Raw genomic sequence first — 18543 nt, 5'->3', positions numbered from 1 at the left:
GCGACGGCGACAGGAACCGCCTTTTGGGTGAACAAAGTGATGGCCGATATGAGGGCCGCCGAGGCGGTTTCAAGGACTTGTGTTCCAGTTTGTTGCAGAAATTGAAAGACAATCCCAGCCATGAATCCCCCCGATACAGTCCCCCTGCCAGCAGCAGCGCCGCCGCGGCTTCAGCTGACAGGCATCACCAAGCGCTATCCGGCGGTGGTGGCCAACAACGGCATCTCGCTGACCGTGGGCGCCGGCGAAGTGCATGCCATCCTGGGCGAGAACGGCGCCGGCAAGTCCACGCTGATGAAGATCATCTACGGCGCCGTCAAGCCCGACGAGGGCCGCATCGAGGTCGATGGCAAGCCGGTCCACATCCGCAACCCGCAGGAGGCGCGCCAGCTGGGCATCGCCATGGTGTTCCAGCATTTCAGCCTGTTCGACACGCTGTCCGTGGCCGAGAACGTCTGGCTGGGCCTGGACAAGAGCCTGCCGCTGGCCGAGGTGGTGCAGCGCATCGAGTCCACGGCGCATGACTACGGGCTGGAGGTCGATCCCCACCGCCCCGTGCACACGCTGAGCGTGGGCGAGATGCAGCGCGTGGAAATCATCCGCGCCCTGCTCACACACCCGCGCGTGCTCATTCTTGACGAGCCCACCTCGGTGCTCACGCCGCAGGCGGTGGAAAAGCTCTTCGTCGTGCTGCGCCGCCTGGCGTCCGAGGGCTGCTCCATCCTCTACATCAGCCACAAGCTGCACGAGATCCGCTCGCTGTGCACGGCCTGTACCGTGCTGCGCGGCGGGCAGGTGACGGGCGTGTGCAATCCGGCCGTGGAGAGCAATGCCTCGCTGTCGCGGCTGATGATCGGCTCGGAGCCGCCCGAGCTCACGCACCGCGAATCCCAGGTCGGCGCCAGCGTGCTGCGCGTGCAGGGCCTGGCGCTGCCGCGCTCGGAGCCCTTCGGCGTGGACCTGCAGGGCATACACCTCGATGTGCGCGCGGGCGAAGTCGTGGGCATCGCCGGTGTCTCGGGCAACGGCCAGAAGGAATTGCTGTATGCGCTGTCCGGCGAGGACACGCGCGCGGCGCCCGACATGGTGCAGATTGCCGGCCGGGAGGCGGGGCGCCTGGGCCCCGGCCGGCGCCGTGCGCTGGGCCTGCACTTCGTGCCGGAGGAGCGTCTTGGCCGCGGCGCCGTGCCCAGCATGGGCCTGGCGCACAACCTGCTGCTCACGCGCAAGACCGCGCTGGGCAAAGGCGGCTGGATTCGCATGGGCCAGCTGCAGGAGCAGGCGCGCGCCATCATTGCGCGCTTCAACGTCAAGGCCGGCGGCCCCAACGCGGCGGCGCAGTCGCTGTCGGGCGGCAACCTGCAGAAATTCATCGTGGGCCGCGAGATCGATGCCAGGCCCGCGCTGCTCATCATCTCCCAGCCCACCTGGGGGGTGGACGTGGGGGCGGCCGCGCAGATACGCGGCGCCATCCTGCAATTGCGCGACGAGGGCTGCGCCGTGCTGGTGCTCAGCGAGGAGTTGGACGAATTGTTCGAGATATGTGACCGCCTGCATGTGGTGGCCAAGGGCCGGCTGTCGCCCTCCGTGGCGCGGGCCGATGCCACCGTGCAGCAGATCGGCGAGTGGATGAGCGGCCTGTGGGACGGTGCTGCCGCCCCGAACGCCGCCCCGAGTGCCACCAAGGGAGGTGCCCATGTTCAAGCTTGAGCAACGCCCCCAGGCCTCGAAGCTGTGGACCTACGGTTCGCCCGTGCTGGCGCTGGCCATCACGGTGCTGATCGGCGTGTGCCTGTTCGTGGTGCTGGGCAAGGACCCGGTGCGCGGCCTGCAGGCCTTCTTCTGGGACCCCGTCAAGTCCACCTATGCGCTGGGCGAGCTGGCCGTCAAGGCCACGCCGCTGCTGCTGATCGCGCTGGGCCTGGCCGTGTGCTTTCGCTCCAATGTGTGGAACATCGGTGCCGAAGGCCAGTTCGTGATCGGCGCCGTGGCCGCAGGCGGCGTGGCGCTGCTGGCGGACAAGACCACGGGGCCCTGGATCGTGCCCGCCATCCTGGTGGCCGGCATGCTGGGCGGCATGGTCTGGGCCGGCATCGTGGCCCTGCTGCGCGACCGCTTCAATGCCAATGAAATCCTGGTCAGCCTGATGCTGGTCTACGTGGCCACCCTGGTGCTGGGCTTTCTGGTCTACGGGCCGTGGAAGGACCCCATGGGCTACAACTTCCCGCAGACCAAGACCTTCGAGCGCGTCACGCAGATCCCCAAGCTGATGCAGGGCATGCGCACCAATATCGGCCTGCTGCTGGCGCTGGCCGCGGCGGCCATGCTGTGGATCTTCCTGTTCCGCACCCGCGCCGGCTTTGCGCTGCAGGTCGGTGGGCTGGCTCCGGCCGCCGCACGCTACGCGGGCTTTTCCTCGCGCCGTGCGCTGTGGACGGCGCTGCTGATCTCGGGCGCCGCCGCCGGCCTGGCCGGTGCGCTGGAAGTGGCCGGCCCGCTGGGCCAGCTCACGCCCTATGTCCCGGCCGGCTACGGCTTCGCCGCCATCATCGTGGCCTTCGTCGGCCGCCTGCATCCCGTGGGCATGATCTTTTCCGCGATTCTCATGAGCATGTTCTATATCGGGGGCGAACTCGCCCAGTCGCGCCTGGGCCTGCCCAAGGCGCTGACCGGCGTGTTCCAGGGCCTGCTGCTGTTCACGCTGCTGGCCTGCGACACGCTGGTGGCCTACCGCGTGCGCTGGGTGTCCCGCACGCCCGTGGTCCCGCCCGCAGCGGCGCCTGCCGTCAAGGAGGCCCGCTGATGGAATCCTATGCACTGCTGCTGGGCTCCACGCTCAGCGCCGGCACCGTGCTGGCGCTGGCCGCGCTGGGCCTGCTGATCAATGAAAAGGCCGGCATCGTCAACCTGGGTGCCGAGGGCATGATGCTGTGCGCCGCCATCGCGGGCTTTGCCGCCGTGGTCCACACGGGCAGCACCACCGTGGGCTTTCTGGCCGGCATGGGTGCGGGCGCGCTGCTGGCCGCCATCTTCGGCGTGCTGGTGATCTGGCTGAACACCAACCAGTACGCGACGGGGCTGGCCCTGTCGCTGTTCGGCACGGGCTTCTCGGCCTTCCTGGGCCTGGGCTATGTGCAGGCACGCCTGCCCGAGCTGCCCAAGTTCGCCGTGCCCTGGCTGTCCGACCTGCCCGTGGTGGGCACGGCGCTGTTCCGCCTGCATCCGCTGGTCTATGGCGCGGTGGCCATTGCGGCGGCCCTGGTCTGGTTCCTCTACCGCACCCGGGCCGGCCTGGTGCTGCGCGCCGTGGGCGAGTCGCCCCAGTCGGCCCATGCGCTGGGCTATCCGGTGCGCCGCATCCGCCTGGCGGCCGTGGTCTTCGGCGGCGCCATGTGCGGTCTGGCCGGTGCCTACATCTCCACCGTCTACACGCCGCTGTGGGTGGAAGGCATGGTGTCGGGCCGGGGCTGGATCGCGCTGGCGCTGACCACCTTCGCCACCTGGCGCCCTGCGCGCGTGCTGCTGGGCGCCTACCTGTTCGGCGGCGTGACCATGCTGCAGTTCCATTTGCAGGCCACGGGCGTGCAGGTGGCCAGCCAACTGCTGTCCATGCTGCCGTACCTGGCGACCATCGTCGTGCTGGTGCTGATCTCGCGCAATCCGACCTGGATCCGCGCCAACATGCCGGCCTCGCTGGGCAAGCCCTTCTACCCGGGCTCCTGACGCTTTCATTGTTTCTCTCTCCCTCCAGAACCACAAAAGGACAAACGCATGCCCGCTTTGCGCGAACGCACCCTGAAACCTGGCCTCAAAAGCACGCTTGTGAAGATGATCGGCCTGTCGGCCATCTCGGTGGCGGCCCTGACCGCCTGCGGCAAGAAGGAAGAGGCCGCAGCGCCTGCTCCCGCTGCCGCGCCCGCAGCGCAGGCGCCGGCCGAGAAGCTCAAGATCGGCTTCATGTACGTCAGCCCCATCGGCGACGGCGGCTGGACCTTCCAGCATGAGCTGGGCCGCAAGGCCATCCAGGAGAAGTTCGGCGACAAGGTGGAAACCTCCTTTGTCGAAAGCGTGCCCGAGAGCGCCGATGCCGAGCGCGTGATGCGCGACATGGCCGGCCAGGGCAACAAGCTGATCTTCGCGACCAGCTTCGGCTACCAGGAGTTCGTGCAGAAGGTGGCGGCCGACCTCAAGGACGTGAAGTTCGAGCACGCCACCGGCTACAAGAATGCCGACAACGTGGCCACCTACGACACCAAGACCTTCGAGGGCGCCTACCTGGCTGGCATCGTGGCCGGCGGCATGACCAAGACCAAGACCATCGGCGTCGTGGCCTCGGTGCCTATCCCTGAAGTGGTGCGCAACATCAACAGCTTCGTGCTGGGTGCGCAAAGCGTCGATCCCTCGATCAAGGCCAAGGTGGTCTGGGTGAACGAGTGGTTCGCCCCGCCCAAGGAGTCCGAGGCCGCCACCTCGCTGATCAACGGCGGCGTGGACGTGCTCTACCAGAACACCAACTCCCCGGCCGTGCTCAAGACGGCCGAGGAACGCGGCGCGCGCGCCTTCGGCAAGGACGGCGACATGAGCGCCTTCGCGCCCAAGGCCCACCTGGGCTCGGCCGTGATCGACTGGACGCCTTACTACAGCAAGGTCACCCAGGACACGCTGGACGGCAAGTGGCAGGGCGGCTCGTTCTGGTGGGGCGTGAAGGAAGGCGCCATCGACCTCGTGAAGATCGCCGACGACGTGCCCCAGGACATCAAGGACAAGGTCGCCAAGGCACGCGACGGCTTGAAGGACGGCAGCTTCGCCGTCTGGACCGGCCCCATCAAGGACAACGCGGGCAAGGAAGTGCTGACGGCAGGCCAGGTCGGCGACCTGGGCTTCATGACCAGCATCAACTTCTTCGTCAACGGCGTCGAAGGCAAGGTGCCGGGCGCCAAGTGATCCGGCGGCAGTCCATGCAACAAGGGCCCTTCGGGGCCCTTTTTTCTGCCGCGATCCGCCAGACGGGTCCGCCCTATGCACCACGATTGTGCAAAGCCCCCAAAATGTGGTTTTCCCGCATGCCTGGTGGCTCTGGCGCAGCCGGCTGGCGCCATTCTTGCTTTATTCTCGGGACCCATCGCGGCGGGTCTGCGCCCCTGCGGACACCGCCTTCTTCCTGCCTGCCGCAGGACCACTTGAGGAAACTTCGATGACTGATCTTCACAAACGCTCCCTGATCAAGGTGGCAGCGCTGTCGGCCGTGGCCGCCGCCGCGCTGGCCGGCTGTGGCAAGAAGGAGGAGGCCGCGCCTGCGCCCGCTCCCGTTGCCGAGGCCCCTGCTGCCGCTGCAACCGAGCCTTTGAAGATCGCCTTCGCCTACGTGGGCCCCGTCGGTGACGGCGGCTACACCTTTGCCCACGACCAGGGCCGCCTGGCGCTGGAGAAGGAATTCGGCGACAAGATCAAGACCTCCTACGTCGAGAGCGTGCCCGAGGGCGCCGACGCCGAGCGCGTGCTGCGCGACATGGCCGCCAACGGCAACAAGCTGGTCTTCGGCACCACCTTCGGCTACATGGAGCCCATCCAGAAGATCGCTCCCGACTTCCCCGATGTGAAGTTCGAGCACGCCACCGGCTACAAGACCGCCGCCAACGTCAGCACCTACGACAGCCGCACCTACGAAGGCGCTTATCTGGCCGGCATCATCGCGGGCTCCATGACCAAGTCCAACGTGCTGGGCGTGGTCGGCTCCGTACCGATTCCCGAAGTGCTGCGCAACATCAACAGCTTCACGCTGGGCGCGCAGTCCATGAACCCCAAGATCAAGACCAAGGTGGTCTGGGTCAACGAGTGGTTCGCCCCCCCGAAGGAAACCGAGGCTGCGACTTCGCTGATCAACGGCGGCGCCGACATCCTGTTCCAGAACACCGACTCCGCCGCCGTGCTCAAGACGGCCGAGGAAAAGGGCAAGCGCGCCTTCGGCTGGGACTCCGACATGACGGCCTACGGCCCCAAGGCCCACCTGGGCTCGGCCATCATCAACTGGACTCCCTACTACACCAAGACCGTGCGCGAGATGCTGGACGGCAAGTGGAGCAGCCAGCAGACCTGGTGGGGCGTGAAGGAAGGCGCGATCGACATCGTCTCGCTGGCCGACGACGTGCCCGCCGAGGCCAAGGCCAGGATCGAAGAGGTCAAGAAGGGTCTGAAGGACGGCACCTTCCACATCTGGAAGGGTCCGATCACAGGCCAGGACGGCAAGGAACTGCTGGCCGCCGACGCCGTGGCCGAAGACAAGTTCCTCACGGGCATCAACTTCTACGTCAAGGGCGTGGAAGGCAAGGTGCCGGGCCAGGACAGCAAGTAAGACAGACGCCAGGCCACCCGGCGCAGGCCGGGTTGCCTGTTGCCGCCAGGGCCGCCTTCGGGCGGCCTTGGCGTTCATGCGCAGCACAGGTGTACCTCTACCGTCCCTGTGCTGCGCATCGAGCGGGTTTATGCTCGCTCCCAGCCGCAGCCTGCCCGCTGCCGCGGCACAGACAGACAGCAAGAGATTCCCCCCATGATCGAAAACTCCCTCTGGCATCCCGTGGCCCAGGCCCACGAAGTTGTCGATGCGCCGCTGGGCGTGCAACTGCTGGACCAGCCCCTGGTGCTGTGGCGCGATCCGCAAGGCCAGGTCCGCGTCTTCGTGGACCGCTGCCCGCACCGTGGCGCACGCCTGTCCATGGGCCGTGTCGAGAACGGCCACCTTGAATGCCCCTACCACGGCTGGCAGTTCGCCGACAGCGGCCAGTGCGTCAAGGTGCCGGCCCTGCCCAGCTTCACGCCCCCGCCTTCGCAGTGCGTGAAGGCCTTCGAGGCACAGGAAGCCTACGGCCTGGTCTGGGTGCGGCTGGCCACGGGCGAGGAGCTCTCGGCGGCTCCGGCCCTGGCGGCCCTGGCGGCACTGCCAGCGTTTGAAGCCGAGGCGGACGCGCACCTGCGCAAGCTCAACTGCGGCCCCTACGATGTGGCCGCCAGCGCGCCGCGCATCATCGAGAACTTCCTGGACATGTCGCACTTCGGCTTTGTCCACGAAGGCTGGCTGGGCAGCCGCGATGCCACGGCCATCGAAGCCTATGCCGTGGAGACCACGCCCACGGGCGTGCTGGCCACGGGCTGCAAGGCCGTGCAGCCGCAGTCCAACCTGCACTCCACCAGCGCGGCCGAGGTCGAGTACACCTACGAAGTCACGGCGCCCTATGCCGCCGTGCTGACCAAGATCCCCGAATCCGGCACCACCCGGGCCGGATGGCGCGAGTCCATCGCCCTGTTCATCTGCCCCGTCACGCCCGAGACCAGCCGCGTCTGGTTCCGGCTGGCCGTGGCAGACTTCGATTCGCCCGATGCCCAGCTGCAGGAATTCCAGCACACCATCTTCTGCCAGGACCAGCCCGTGCTGGAGTCGCAGCAGCCCAAGTGCCTGCCGCTGGACCCGCGCGCCGAAATGCACTCTGCGGCCGACCGCATGTCGTCCGCCTACCGCCGCTACCTCCGGGCCAGCGGCATCACCTTCGGAGTCTGCTGATGCACACCGTACCCGCCGTGGATGCCGCGCATCTGCCCCAATTGCTCCAGGCCATGCCCAAGGCCGAGCTGCACATGCACATCGAAGGCTCGCTGGAGCCCGAGCTGATCTTCGCGCTGGCCCAGCGCAACGGCGTGAAGCTGCCCTATGCCAGCGTGGAAGACCTGCGCCGCGCCTATGCCTTCACCGACCTGCAAAGCTTTCTGGACATCTACTACGCCGGCGCCAGCGTGCTGCTGTACGAGCAGGATTTCTACGACATGGCGCGCGCCTACCTGGCGCGTGCCGCGCAGGACAACGTGGTCCATGCCGAGATCTTCTTCGACCCCCAGACCCACACCCAGCGCGGCGTGGGCATGGAGACCGTGATCAACGGCCTGTACCGCGCCTGCCGCGATGCGGAGATAGAGCAGGGCATCTCGTCGGCGCTGATCCTGAGCTTTCTGCGCCACCTCAGCGAGGAGGACGCCTTCGCCACGCTGGAGGCCGCGCTGCCGCTGCGCGACCGCTTCATCGGCGTGGGGCTGGACAGCAGCGAGGTCGGCAACCCGCCCGAGAAGTTCGCCCGCGTGTTCGCGCGCTGCCGCGAGCTGGGCCTGCACCTGGTCGCGCATGCGGGCGAGGAGGGGCCTCCCGCCTATATCTGGGGCGCGCTGGACGTGCTGCATTCCGAGCGCATAGACCACGGCGTGCAGGCCGCGCGCGACGAGGCCCTGATGCAGCGCCTTGTGCGCGACGGCGTGCCGCTGACCGTGTGCCCGCTGTCCAACCTCAAGCTGTGCGTGGTGGCCGACCTGGCGCAGCACAACCTGCCGCAGCTGCTGGAGGCGGGTCTCAAGGTCACGGTCAATTCCGATGATCCGGCCTACTTCGGCGGCTACGTGAACGAGAACTACCTGCAGCTGTTCGCCGCCACGGGCATGAACTCGCAGCAGGCCTGGCAGCTGGCGGTCAACAGCTTTGACGCCAGCTTCGTCACGCCCCAGCAGCGCGCCCACTGGATGCGCCAGCTGGAGGCCGTGTTCGCCAAGTACGCAGCCCTGGCCTGAGTCCGCTCAGGCCAGCGCCTTCCTGAGGCGCTCGGCATGGTCCTGCAGCGCCTGCATGCCGGGCTCCTTGCGCGGCCAGCCCAGGCCCACGCCGTCGCCCTCGTGGCGCGGCAGCACATGCAGGTGGAAGTGGAAGACGGTCTGCCCGCCCGCCGCGCCATTGGCCTGGAACAGGCTGATGCCATCGGGGTCGAACGCTGACTGCACGGCCCGCGCCACGCGCTGGGCCGTGCGCATCACGGCGCCGGCCTCGTCGGGCGTGAGGTCCAGCAGGGTCACGGCATGGCGCTTGCTGGCCACCAGCACATGGCCGGGATTGACCTGGCCGATGTCCATGAAGGCGATGGTCTGCTCGTCCTCGAACACCTTGGCGGACGGGATCTCGCCCGCCACGAGGCGGCAGAAGATGCACTGGCCCGGGGGCGAGGTATCGACGAACATCGGCATGGTCTTGTACTCCTTGGTGGTTGCTTGGGGGTGGAATTTGCCGACGATCTTAGAGCGTGTTAAGCACTTTTAAGTACCCGCGTTGGTTCTGCGCGCTGGTGATCGCAAGGCGCAGTGCGCCGCCAAGGCTGGAGCCTTGGCAAGCGCTGCAACGCCGCGAGCGCCTGCGCGCAGAGCCAACCCTTCGGGAAAGCCGGGAAATGGGCCCGGCCCTTCGTTGCAGCACACTTGCGGTATGGCAACCGCGGCGCGCGCTGCGCCTCGTTCCGGGCCCATTTCCCGGCTTTCGCGGGCACTTAAAAGTGCATAACACGCTCTAGTAGACGGTATCTGCCGCCCCTTATGGAGGCCATAAGCGCAGGCCCAGGCAGCCCCCGGGGCCGCTGCCTATAATCGCGCCCCGCACCGGCCGCTGCCCACGGCAGGTGCGTTTTCATTTCCGGGCCATGTAGAGGAACACCATGTACAAAAACCTCGCAGCCGCAGTCGCGGCCGCAAGTCTTGTATCCACGGCCTTGTCCCAAGGCCATCCCGCCCCTTCATCCCCCGCAGGTTCCACGCCCCTCAAGGCCGCCTTCGTCTATCTGACGCCCGTGCTCGACGCCGGCTGGACGCGCCAGCACGACGAGGGCCGGCGCGCATTGCAGGCGGCCCTGGGCCCGCGCGTGCAGACCCGCGCCGTGGACAGCGTGCCCGAGGGCCCCGACGCCGAGCGCGTGCTGCGCGACCTGGCCGCCAGCGGCAACCAACTGATCTTCACCACCAGCTTCGGCTACACCGAGTCCGTGATGCGCGTGGCGCGCGACTTCCCGCAGGTGAAGTTCGAGTCGGTCACGGGCTTCAAGCGCGCCGACAACGTGGCCACCTCGAATGCGCGCTACTACGAGGGCCGCTATCTGTCGGGCATTGCCGCAGGCCGTGCCAGCAAGACGGGCGTGGCCGGCTTCGTGGTCGGCTTTCCGATTCCCGAGGTGCTGCAAGGCATCAACGCCTTCACGCTGGGCATGCGCTCGGTCAATCCCAAGGCCACGGTCAAGGTGGTCTGGCTGGATACCTGGTTCGACCCGCCGCGCGAGCGCGATGCGGCCATGGCACTGTTCAACGGCGGCGTGGACGTGGTGTCCTTCCAGGTCGCATCCACCGCCGTGATGCAGGCCGCCCAGGAGCGCGGCCGCATGGCGATTGCCTACCACTCCGACATGCGCAAGGACGGGCCCGACGCCCAGTTGCTGGCTGTCACCCACCAGTGGGGCGACTACTACACGGCGCGCGCCAAAGCGGTGCTGGACGGCAGCTGGAAGAGCCAGGACACCTGGGGCGGCGTGCGCGAGGGCATGATCCGCGTGGAAGGCTTCGGCCCCAGGCTGCCGCCCGCCGTGCGCGAGGAAGTGCTGCAGCGCCAAAAGGACATGGCCCAGGGCCGCCTGCAGCCCTTCAAGGCCGGCGACCAGCCGGTGCGCGACAACCAGGGCCAGGTGCGCATTCCAGCCGGCAAGCAGCTGGACGATGCGCAGATCCTGCAGATGAACTGGCTGGTGGAAGGCGTGCAGGCCACCCTGCCCAAGTGAGGTGGGACCCCTGGCTGCCGCCCTGGCGTAAACCCTAGGGTGGCGCCTGCCGATGGCGCCTATAGCGCTGCGGATATGGCATCTGCCTGTCCGCCCGCTAAGCTTGGCGGCATGCAAATCTACCGTTCCTCATTGCTGCGTTTTGCCGACGATGGCCAGGCGCTCTACGACGAAGACGGCCTGCTGGCCGTCGCCCCGGATGACAGGGGGCAGCAGCGCGTGGTCGCCGCCGGCAGCTGGCAGGCGCTGCAGGCGCAGTTCACCGGCCAGCCGGGCGCCGAAGTCACCCATCTGCCGGGCCGCATGCTGGCACCGGGCTTCATCGACCTGCACATCCACTATCCGCAGACCGATGTGATCGGCGCGCCTGCCGCAGGCCTGCTGCCCTGGCTGGAGAAATACACCTTCCCTCATGAGTCGGCCTTCTGCGAACGCGCGCATGCCGACAGCGTGGCCGAGTTCTTCCTGGACGAGCTGCAGCGCAACGGCGTGACCACGGCGCTGGCTTTTGCCACCTCGCACCCGGGGTCGGTCGATGCGCTCATGGGCGCGTCGCAGGCCCGCGGCATGCGCATGATCACGGGCAAGGTCCTGCAGGACCGCCACAGTCCCGACGGCGTGCGCGACCAGACCGAGCAAAGCCTGATCGACACCGAAAACCTGATCCAGCGCTGGCATGGCGTGGACCGCCTGGGCTACGCGATCACGCCGCGCTTTGCCCCCACCAGCACGCATGAGCAGCTGCGCGGCGCGGGCGAGCTGGCCGCCCGCTACGCCGATGTCTGGATCCAGTCGCACGTGGCCGAGAACCTGGACGAGGTGCGCTGGGTGGCCGAACTCTTTCCGAAGGCCCGCAGCTATCTGTCGGTCTACGACGACTTCGGCCTGATGCGCGAGCGCGCCGTCTACGCGCACTGCATCCACCTGGACGATGAAGACCGCGCCCTGATGCGTGAACGCAGCACCGCCGCCGCCGTGAGCCCCACCAGCAACCTGTTCCTGGGCAGCGGCTTCTTCGACTTTGCGCGGGCCGACGCCGCGCAGTTCCTCTACGGCCTGGCCAGCGACGTGGGCGGCGGCATGAGCTTCAGCCCCTTCCGCACCATGCAGGCCGCCTACGTGGCGGGCCGCGAGGGCCAGACCAAGCAGGGCTTGAGCCTGTCGCCCGGCAACCTGTGGTGGCAGCACACGGCGGGCGCGGCGCGCGCCCTGGGGCTGGCCGGCCAGGTGGGCAATCTGCAGCCGGGCTGCGAAGCCGACTTCGTGGTCATCAACCCGGCCTGCACGCCGCTGCTCGAGCGCAAGACCCGCCAGGCCGAGAGCCTGGACGAGCTGCTGTTCGCCATGATCATCCTGGGCGATGACCGCCTGATAGAGCGCACCGTCGTTTCTCAAGCAAAATAGCGCCTTTGCGCCAGTGCCCGGCCGGGTGCTGGCGCCTGACAAGGACAGCTAGGGAACGAGGAATTGCCATGAGCATCAAGAGCGACAAGTGGATCCGTCGCATGGCCGAGGATCACGGCATGATCGAGCCTTTCGAACCGGCCCAGGTTCGCAACGTCGATGGCCGCAAGATCATCAGCTACGGCACCAGCAGCTATGGCTACGACATCCGCTGCGCACCCGAATTCAAGGTGTTCACCAACATCCACAGCACCGTGGTGGACCCCAAGAACTTCGATGAGAAAAGCTTCGTCGATTTTGAGGGTGACAGCTGCATCATCCCGCCCAACAGCTTCGCGCTGGCGCGCACGGTCGAGTACTTCCGCATCCCGCGCAACGTGCTGACCATCTGCCTGGGCAAGAGCACCTACGCGCGCTGCGGCATCATCGTCAACGTCACGCCCTTCGAGCCCGAATGGGAAGGCTATGTGACGCTGGAGTTCTCCAACACCACGCCGCTGCCCGCCCGCATCTACGCCGGTGAAGGCTGCGCCCAGGTGCTGTTCTTCGAGAGCGATCCCGACGATGTCTGCGAGGTCAGCTACCGCGACCGTGGCGGCAAGTACCAGGGGCAGGTGGGCGTGACGCTTCCCAAGGCCTGACGGCTTTGGCCCGGCAGACAAGGCCCGCAGCGAAAGCTGCGGGCCTTTTTCATCGCCGGGCCGCCCCAAGATGAAAAGCGGCCCCCTTGGGGGGCAGCGGACCTTGCGCAGCAAGGGTAGCGTGGGGGTCATTCTTCATCGCCGGGCCGCCCCAAGATGAAAAGCGGCCCCCTCGGGGGGCAGCGGACCTTGCGCAGCAAGGGGAGCGTGGGGGTCATTCTTCATCGCCGGGCCGCCCCAAGATGAAAAGCGGCCCCCTTGGGTAGCGTGGGGGTCATTCTTCATTCCACCAGCGCCGGTGCGGCGTCGATGCGCGAATGCGCGCCGCAGCTCTCGCGCCGTGCGGCGGCAGCCGTGGCCATGAGCCAGCAGACATCGAGCTGGTTGCGCAGCGCATGGCCTGCGGCAGGTGCCAGCCTTTCCCGCCATGCCGCAATGCGCTGCACGGCCTGTGCCAGGCCCTGGTCGCTGCGCTGTATGCCCACGCAGTCCTGCATGAGCTGGCGCAACTCCTGCGCGATGGCGGCCGTGTCCTGCTCCTGTGCGCCGGCCTGCAGGGTTTCGGTCGGCCGGGCCGGCGCCGGGGCAGCAGCCGGCTGCTGCGCGATGGCCCGGGCGGCCGCGCGGCCCATCACCACGCATTCGAGCAGCGAATTGCTGGCCAGCCGGTTGGCGCCGTGCAGTCCGGTGCGCGCCACCTCGCCGATGGCGCGCAGGCCATCGACATCCGTGCGCCCGTCGATATCGGCCAGCACGCCGCCGCAGGCGTAGTGGGCGCAGGGGGCCACGGGAATCGGCTGCGTCGCAATGTCGATGCCATGGCTGGCGCACAGGGCCATCACGCCCGGGAAATGCGACTGCAGCCAGGCGCGGGGCCTGTGGCTGATGTCCAGGTGCACGAAGGCCAGGCCATGGCGGTCCATCTCGTGCCGGATGGCCCGGGCCACGATGTCGCGCGGCGCCAGTTCGGCCCGCTCGTCATGGGCAGGCATGAAGCGCGTGCCGTCCGGCAGGCGCAGCAGGGCGCCTTCGCCGCGCAGGGCTTCCGAGACCAGGCCAGCCGCGCGTCCATCCACCTGCAGGGCCGTGGGATGGAACTGCATGAACTCCAGATCACCCACGCGGCAGCCCGCGCGCCAGGCCATGGCCACGCCATCGCCCGTGGCGGTGGCCGGGTTGGTGGTGGCGGGATAGACCTGCCCCAGCCCGCCCGTGGCCAGCACGGTATGCGCGGCATGCCAGCGCTGCTGGCGGCCATCGGGCAGGCGCACCAGCGCGCCTGTGCAGTGCGCAGGCTGTCCTTCGGTCAGCAGGTCCAGCGCGCTGGTGTGTTCATGCAAATCGATGTTCGCGCGCTCCCGGCAGGCGCGCAGCAGGGCGGCGTGCACGGCCTGGCCGGTGCAGTCGGCGACATGCACGATGCGGCGGCGGCCGTGGCCGCCCTCGCGCGTGAGGTGCAGGCCACCGCTGTCGTCACGCGTGAAAGGCACGCCGTGGGCCACCAGCCAATCGATGGCGTCGGGAGCCTGCTCGAGGATGGCGCGCACGGCCTGCGCATCGCACTGGCCTGCGCCCGCAACCAGGGTGTCCGCCACGTGTTCGTCGATGCTGTCCTGTGCATCCAGCACGGCGGCAATGCCGCCCTGGGCCCAGGCGCTGGCGCATTCCTCGGCCGCGCCCTTGCTGAGCAGGGCCACGCGCAGATGCGGCGGCAGCGACAGGGCGGCGGCCATGCCGGCCAGGCCGGCGCCGATGATGAGTACGTCTGTGCAAGGCTGTGTCATGGCGCTGTCCTCAGGCGGGACCGAAGTGCTGGAAGAGCGCCGCATCGCGCGCAAGGTCGCCGCTGGCGCGCACGGGCTGGCGGTGGCCGGCCGCGAAAGCCAGCATGCGTTCGATGGGCCGGCGCGCGGCCTGGGCGATGGCGGGGTCCACCTCGATGGCGCACAGGCCCTGCTCCAGGGCCAGCTCCACGCCCTGCAGGCTGTTCATCGCCATCCACGGGCACATGGCGCAGCTCTTGCAGGTGGCGCCCTGGCCGGCCGTGGGCGCGGGCAGGAAGGTCTTGCCCGGGTAGCGCATGCGCATGTCGTGCAGGATGCCCTGGTCGGTGGCCACGATGAAGGTGTCTGTGGGCAGCCGGCCTGCCGCGTTGATGAGCTGGGTGGTGGAGCCCACCACATCGGCCTGGGCTGCCACAGCGGCCGGCGACTCGGGGTGAACGAGGATGGCGGCCTGCGGGTGCTCCAGTGCCATGGCGGCCAGTTCGTCGGCCTTGAACTCGTCATGGACCAGGCAGGAGCCATGCCACAGCAGCATGTCGGCGCCGGTCTGGCGCTGGATGTGGGCGCCCAGGTGGCGGTCGGGCGCCCAGAGGATCTTCTCGCCGCAGGCGTGCAGGTGGGCCACGATGTCCTGTCCCACCGACGATGTGACCACCCAGTCGGCGCGCGCCTTCACCGCCGCGCTGGTATTGGCGTAGACCACGACCGTGCGGTCGGGATGGGCGTCGCAAAAGGCGCTGAACTCGTCTGCCGGGCAGCCCTGGTCCAGTGAGCAGCTGGCGTCGTCGTCGGGCATGAGCACGCGCTTTTCCGGGCTGAGGATCTTGGCGGTCTCTCCCATGAAGCGCACGCCGGCCACGACCAGGGTGCTGGCCTGGTGCTGGGCGCCGAAGCGCGCCATCTCCAGCGAATCGCCCACGCAGCCGCCGGTCTCGCGCGCCAGGTCCTGCAGTTCGCCATCCACGTAGTAGTGGGCCACGAGCACGGCATCGCGCTCGTGCAGCAGGGCGCGTATGCGCTCGGTGGTCCGAAGGCGCTGGGCGCGGTCCAGTTCAGGGGGAATGCGGGCCCAGGCCTCGCCGATGCCGCACTGGCCGGCGTGGGAGAAATGGGGCTTGTCGTACTGCACGGATTTGAGCTGCATGGTGGCCGTCCGGGACTGTGGAAAAGGTCTGGTGATGGCTGCGAATAATATGCTCAATTTGAGTATTAGTGTGATGTTTTTTCCCGCACTGGTGTTTTGCGGCAGGCGGCAAGCCGAGGGGGCAGAAAGCGGCGCGGGGCCGTCTCAGCGCTGAAGCTGCACGTTGTTGCGGCCTGCGCCCTTGGCCTCGTACAGCGCTTCGTCGCCACGGCGCAGCATGGCGGCGGCCGTGTCCGTGGTGCCGCGCAGCGTGGCCACGCCCACGCTGGCGGTGACGGGCTCGCCGTGGGCCATGGGCGTGGAGGCCAGCAGTTCGCGCAGTTGCTCTGCAATGGCCACGGCCGTGTCGGCCGTGGTGTCGGGCAGCAGGGCCAGGAATTCCTCGCCCCCCATGCGGGCCAGCACGTCGGACTCGCGCAGCCGCATGCGGAAGGCGCGCGCCAGGGTGCGCAGCACGGCGTCGCCCATGTCATGGCCATGCTGGTCGTTGATGCGCTTGAAGTGGTCCACGTCGATGACGAGCACGCTCAAGGGGCGGCCGCTGCGGCGCGCCAGCGCCATGGCGAAGTCCAGCTGGAAATCGAAGCCCCGGCGGTTGAGCAGGCCCGTGAGCGGATCGCTGCGCGCCTGGTGCTCCAGCTCGGCATTGGCCTGCTGCAGCTGCAGGGTGCGCTCGCGCACCTGGCGCTCCATGGCCTCGTTGGCCGAGCGCAGCTGGGCAATGCTGCCGCGCAGCGCCTGCGAGAGGCGGTGCACTTCGCGGCTGCTGTGCAGCTGCGGAATGTCCGGCGCCGCGCCGCTGCCATCGATGCCGTTGGCCGCGCGGGCCAGGCGCTTGAGGTCCTGGCTGAGCCTTCGTGCCACCAGCCAGGCGATGACGGCGGCCACCAGCGCCGCCGCCAGGCCGCCGGCCAGCACCTGGTGCATGGCCTGGCGCGCGGGTGCATAGGCGTTGTCGTGCGGCTGGCGGGCCACGATGTGCCAGCCCATGGCCGTCACCCGGTTGTGGGCCTGCAGCGGCACGGTGGCCGTCAGAAAGCTCTGCGGGCTGTCCTTCCAGCGCGCCACCTGCACGGGCAGCAGCGTGGCATCGGACGTATCGGCAGACACGGTATGGGCCACCGGCAGGCGCTGGTCCAGCGCCTGCAGCGGCTCCAGGCTGTCGCCCGGGGCGTGGATGATCTTGCCGTGGCGGTCAAAGATGAAGAGGCCGATCTGGCGATCCCCGCTGTCGGCCTGCTGCAAGGTCTGCATGGTCTCTCGCACCCATTCCCAGCTGCTGTGCATGCACAGCACGCCCTGCGTGAGTCCGCCCACGCGGATGGGCGCTGCAAAGTCCATGAACCGGCGCGGCGCGCCGTCGGCCGGGGGCGCAAGCAGCGCGGCCATGCGCGGCGAGGAGGCACGCACGTCGCCCACATGCACGCGCTGCAGCCCCGGCTCGAACCAGGGCCGGTCGCTGACATCGTGGCCCACCAGCAACTGGTCGGTGGCGCTGCGCACCGTGCCTTCGGCGTCGGCCACGCCTATCCAGAGGTTGGACGGCGTCAGCGAACGGGCGCGGTTGAGCAGCGCTCCCACGCCCGGGGAATCCAGCCCTTGCACCCACAGCTCCGGCGAAGCGGCCAGCACCTCCACGGTATGGGCACGGCTGAACAGCCCTTCAGACAACTGCCGCGCCGCGTTGGAGGCCATGGCATGCAGCGAGGCGCTGACCTCGCGCTCCATGCGCCAGCGCAGCAGTTCGCCGAAGGCCAGCGACATCAGCACCGTCACGCCCACCAGCAGCGAGCCGAAGACCAGGGCCAGTTGCGTGCGCAGGCCCAGGCGCTGCCAGCGGCCGGGCTCGGTGCTTGGGGGCGGGGCGGGGGAATCCGGGGGGGAAAGCTCGTTCAACGCAGAAATCCGTCGTCAACTGTTCTGAAGCGCAGCCCGGCGCATTGCCAGGCGGGTGGCCGCAAGGTCCCAGCCCCCCCATCCGCAGGATTTGAACAGCACCGGCATCTGCGGGCGCAGCCATTGCTCGCGCACCACCTGCTCCAGCGTGGGCAGGGCGGCCACGTCCATGCCCGCCTGCAGCAGATCACCCGCTTCGTGCAGCGCATCTGCGGTATCGACGACGACGCGGCCCGCCTGCGCAAGGCCCAGGCACAGGCTGGGCGCCAGCTCCACCATCTGCGGCGTGAAGGCGCCCACGGCCGAGACGAAGGCATCGGCGCGCGGGGCTGCATGCAGCACCACGGCGCGGGCCGGCGTGCAGGTCACGATCAGCGGGCAATGGCGCGCGGCGGCCTCCAGATCCTGCACGGCACTGGCCTGCAGGCCCATGGCATGCGCCTGGCTGACCAGTGACTGGGCGCTCTCGGCGCTGCGCGATGCCACCTGGACCTCGCGCACGCCCAGGCCTGCTGCAAAGGCCTGCATATGGGCCAGGCCCTGCACGCCGGCGCCCACGATCAGCAGCGGGCCCTGCGGATTGGGAGCCAGCCTTTGCGCGGCCAGCAGCGATACGGCGGCCGTGCGCCGCGCCGTGACCGTGGGGCCGTCCAGGATCAGGCGGCGCTCGCCCGTGGCCACATCGAAGACCACCACATCGCCCTGGATGGTGGCGCGCGGCGTGCCGGCATTGCCGGGCGTGAGGCTGATCAGCTTGGTCATGGCCACCTGCCCATCGGTGGCGGGCATGCAAAACAGGCTGCCTCCTGCGGGCAGTGGCATCACGATGCGCGGCGGCACCTGCACTGCCCGGGGCTGCAGCAGTACAGCCGCGATCTCTTCGGCCAGCTCCTTCCAGGGCAGCAGGGCGGCCGTGGCCTGCGCGTCTAGGGCGGCGGAGGAGTGCGTGCTGGAATGGCTCATGGCCGCGACTGTACACAGTAGGCGCGCGCAGGCCAATGCGCGATGTGTCCGGTGGTGCACCCAGGCCCGCGCGGGCCTGCGCAGGCACTACG

15 protein-coding genes are annotated in these 18543 nt (G+C 68.6%); 10 read left to right on the top strand and 5 right to left on the bottom strand.

Features of this window, described 5'->3' with window-relative positions:
* Nucleotides 1–120 precede the first annotated feature (120 nt).
* The 7 genes from U6958_RS26485 to U6958_RS26455 all read left to right on the top strand — a co-directional run bounded on the left by U6958_RS26485 (nt 121) and on the right by U6958_RS26455 (nt 8604).
* Complete coding sequence (locus tag U6958_RS26485) at nt 121–1710, top strand: ABC transporter ATP-binding protein (protein ID WP_046986659.1); 1590 nt, start codon at nt 121–123, stop codon at nt 1708–1710.
* On the top strand, nt 1697–2803 hold the full coding sequence (locus U6958_RS26480) for an ABC transporter permease (RefSeq protein WP_043790732.1): 1107 nt from the start codon (nt 1697–1699) through the stop codon (nt 2801–2803). Before U6958_RS26485 ends, U6958_RS26480 begins: the two co-directional genes overlap by 14 nt.
* Nucleotides 2803–3723 (top strand): ABC transporter permease, encoded by a 921-nt coding sequence (locus tag U6958_RS26475; protein ID WP_016449764.1) that lies wholly within the window; start codon nt 2803–2805, stop codon nt 3721–3723. Before U6958_RS26480 ends, U6958_RS26475 begins: the two co-directional genes overlap by 1 nt.
* A gap of 48 nt (nt 3724–3771) precedes the next feature.
* Entirely contained in the window at nt 3772–4944 is a 1173-nt protein-coding gene (locus tag U6958_RS26470) for a BMP family ABC transporter substrate-binding protein (RefSeq protein WP_016449763.1), read from the top strand.
* Between the two features lie 250 nt (nt 4945–5194).
* The gene (locus U6958_RS26465) at nt 5195–6352 is read left to right on the top strand and encodes a BMP family ABC transporter substrate-binding protein (RefSeq protein ID WP_016449762.1); all 1158 of its coding nucleotides are present in this window, start codon (nt 5195–5197) and stop codon (nt 6350–6352) included.
* Nucleotides 6353–6547: 195 nt separating this feature from the next.
* On the top strand, nt 6548–7555 hold the full coding sequence (locus tag U6958_RS26460) for an aromatic ring-hydroxylating dioxygenase subunit alpha (protein ID WP_074921616.1): 1008 nt from the start codon (nt 6548–6550) through the stop codon (nt 7553–7555).
* Nucleotides 7555–8604, top strand: coding sequence for an adenosine deaminase (locus U6958_RS26455; RefSeq protein WP_046241128.1), 1050 nt, complete (start codon nt 7555–7557; stop codon nt 8602–8604). Before U6958_RS26460 ends, U6958_RS26455 begins: the two co-directional genes overlap by 1 nt.
* 6 nt (nt 8605–8610) lie before the next feature.
* Here the strand turns inward: U6958_RS26455 and U6958_RS26450 are convergent, their stop codons facing one another.
* Entirely contained in the window at nt 8611–9051 is a 441-nt protein-coding gene (locus tag U6958_RS26450) for an HIT family protein (protein WP_043790738.1), read from the bottom strand.
* A 461-nt stretch (nt 9052–9512) separates the two neighbouring features.
* Here U6958_RS26450 and U6958_RS26445 point away from each other — a divergent pair, with 461 nt between their 5' ends.
* The 3 genes from U6958_RS26445 to dcd all read left to right on the top strand — a co-directional run bounded on the left by U6958_RS26445 (nt 9513) and on the right by dcd (nt 12664).
* A complete protein-coding gene (locus U6958_RS26445; RefSeq protein WP_046241130.1) occupies nt 9513–10619 on the top strand; it encodes a BMP family ABC transporter substrate-binding protein in 1107 nt (368 codons plus the stop codon).
* A 111-nt stretch (nt 10620–10730) separates the two neighbouring features.
* Complete coding sequence (gene guaD, locus U6958_RS26440) at nt 10731–12023, top strand: guanine deaminase (protein WP_074921615.1); 1293 nt, start codon at nt 10731–10733, stop codon at nt 12021–12023.
* A gap of 68 nt (nt 12024–12091) precedes the next feature.
* Entirely contained in the window at nt 12092–12664 is a 573-nt protein-coding gene (gene dcd, locus U6958_RS26435; RefSeq protein WP_013803686.1) for a dCTP deaminase, read from the top strand.
* A gap of 281 nt (nt 12665–12945) precedes the next feature.
* Here dcd and nadB read toward each other — a convergent pair whose 3' ends face one another.
* The 4 genes from nadB to U6958_RS26415 form a co-directional block, all read right to left on the bottom strand.
* Nucleotides 12946–14448 (bottom strand): L-aspartate oxidase, encoded by a 1503-nt coding sequence (nadB, locus tag U6958_RS26430; RefSeq protein ID WP_074921614.1) that lies wholly within the window; start codon nt 14446–14448, stop codon nt 12946–12948.
* A 10-nt stretch (nt 14449–14458) separates the two neighbouring features.
* On the bottom strand, nt 14459–15592 hold the full coding sequence (gene nadA, locus U6958_RS26425) for a quinolinate synthase NadA (protein WP_074921613.1): 1134 nt from the start codon (nt 15590–15592) through the stop codon (nt 14459–14461).
* Nucleotides 15593–15736: 144 nt separating this feature from the next.
* On the bottom strand, nt 15737–17488 hold the full coding sequence (locus tag U6958_RS26420; protein WP_074921612.1) for a sensor domain-containing diguanylate cyclase: 1752 nt from the start codon (nt 17486–17488) through the stop codon (nt 15737–15739).
* A gap of 15 nt (nt 17489–17503) precedes the next feature.
* On the bottom strand, nt 17504–18451 hold the full coding sequence (locus tag U6958_RS26415) for a delta(1)-pyrroline-2-carboxylate reductase family protein (protein WP_074921611.1): 948 nt from the start codon (nt 18449–18451) through the stop codon (nt 17504–17506).
* Nucleotides 18452–18543: the final 92 nt, after the last annotated feature.

Origin of the sequence: Delftia lacustris, from assembly GCF_040267515.1 — a bacterium.
GTDB lineage: Bacteria > Pseudomonadota > Gammaproteobacteria > Burkholderiales > Burkholderiaceae_C > Comamonas > Comamonas tsuruhatensis.
This window is presented reverse-complemented; position numbering and strand designations above follow the sequence as displayed.

Excerpts from the sequence above, each read along its gene's own strand:
- U6958_RS26485 (WP_046986659.1), top strand. The coding sequence starts at position 121 with ATGAATCCCCCCGATACAGTCCCCCTGCCAGCAGCAGCGCCGCCGCGG.
- U6958_RS26480 (WP_043790732.1), top strand. The coding sequence starts at position 1,697 with ATGTTCAAGCTTGAGCAACGCCCCCAGGCCTCGAAGCTGTGGACCTAC.
- U6958_RS26475 (WP_016449764.1), top strand. The coding sequence starts at position 2,803 with ATGGAATCCTATGCACTGCTGCTGGGCTCCACGCTCAGCGCCGGCACC.
- U6958_RS26470 (WP_016449763.1), top strand. The coding sequence starts at position 3,772 with ATGCCCGCTTTGCGCGAACGCACCCTGAAACCTGGCCTCAAAAGCACG.
- U6958_RS26465 (WP_016449762.1), top strand. The coding sequence starts at position 5,195 with ATGACTGATCTTCACAAACGCTCCCTGATCAAGGTGGCAGCGCTGTCG.
- U6958_RS26460 (WP_074921616.1), top strand. The coding sequence starts at position 6,548 with ATGATCGAAAACTCCCTCTGGCATCCCGTGGCCCAGGCCCACGAAGTT.
- U6958_RS26455 (WP_046241128.1), top strand. The coding sequence starts at position 7,555 with ATGCACACCGTACCCGCCGTGGATGCCGCGCATCTGCCCCAATTGCTC.
- U6958_RS26450 (WP_043790738.1), bottom strand. The coding sequence starts at position 9,051 with ATGCCGATGTTCGTCGATACCTCGCCCCCGGGCCAGTGCATCTTCTGC.
- U6958_RS26445 (WP_046241130.1), top strand. The coding sequence starts at position 9,513 with ATGTACAAAAACCTCGCAGCCGCAGTCGCGGCCGCAAGTCTTGTATCC.
- guaD (WP_074921615.1), top strand. The coding sequence starts at position 10,731 with ATGCAAATCTACCGTTCCTCATTGCTGCGTTTTGCCGACGATGGCCAG.
- dcd (WP_013803686.1), top strand. The coding sequence starts at position 12,092 with ATGAGCATCAAGAGCGACAAGTGGATCCGTCGCATGGCCGAGGATCAC.
- nadB (WP_074921614.1), bottom strand. The coding sequence starts at position 14,448 with ATGACACAGCCTTGCACAGACGTACTCATCATCGGCGCCGGCCTGGCC.
- nadA (WP_074921613.1), bottom strand. The coding sequence starts at position 15,592 with ATGCAGCTCAAATCCGTGCAGTACGACAAGCCCCATTTCTCCCACGCC.
- U6958_RS26415 (WP_074921611.1), bottom strand. The coding sequence starts at position 18,451 with ATGAGCCATTCCAGCACGCACTCCTCCGCCGCCCTAGACGCGCAGGCC.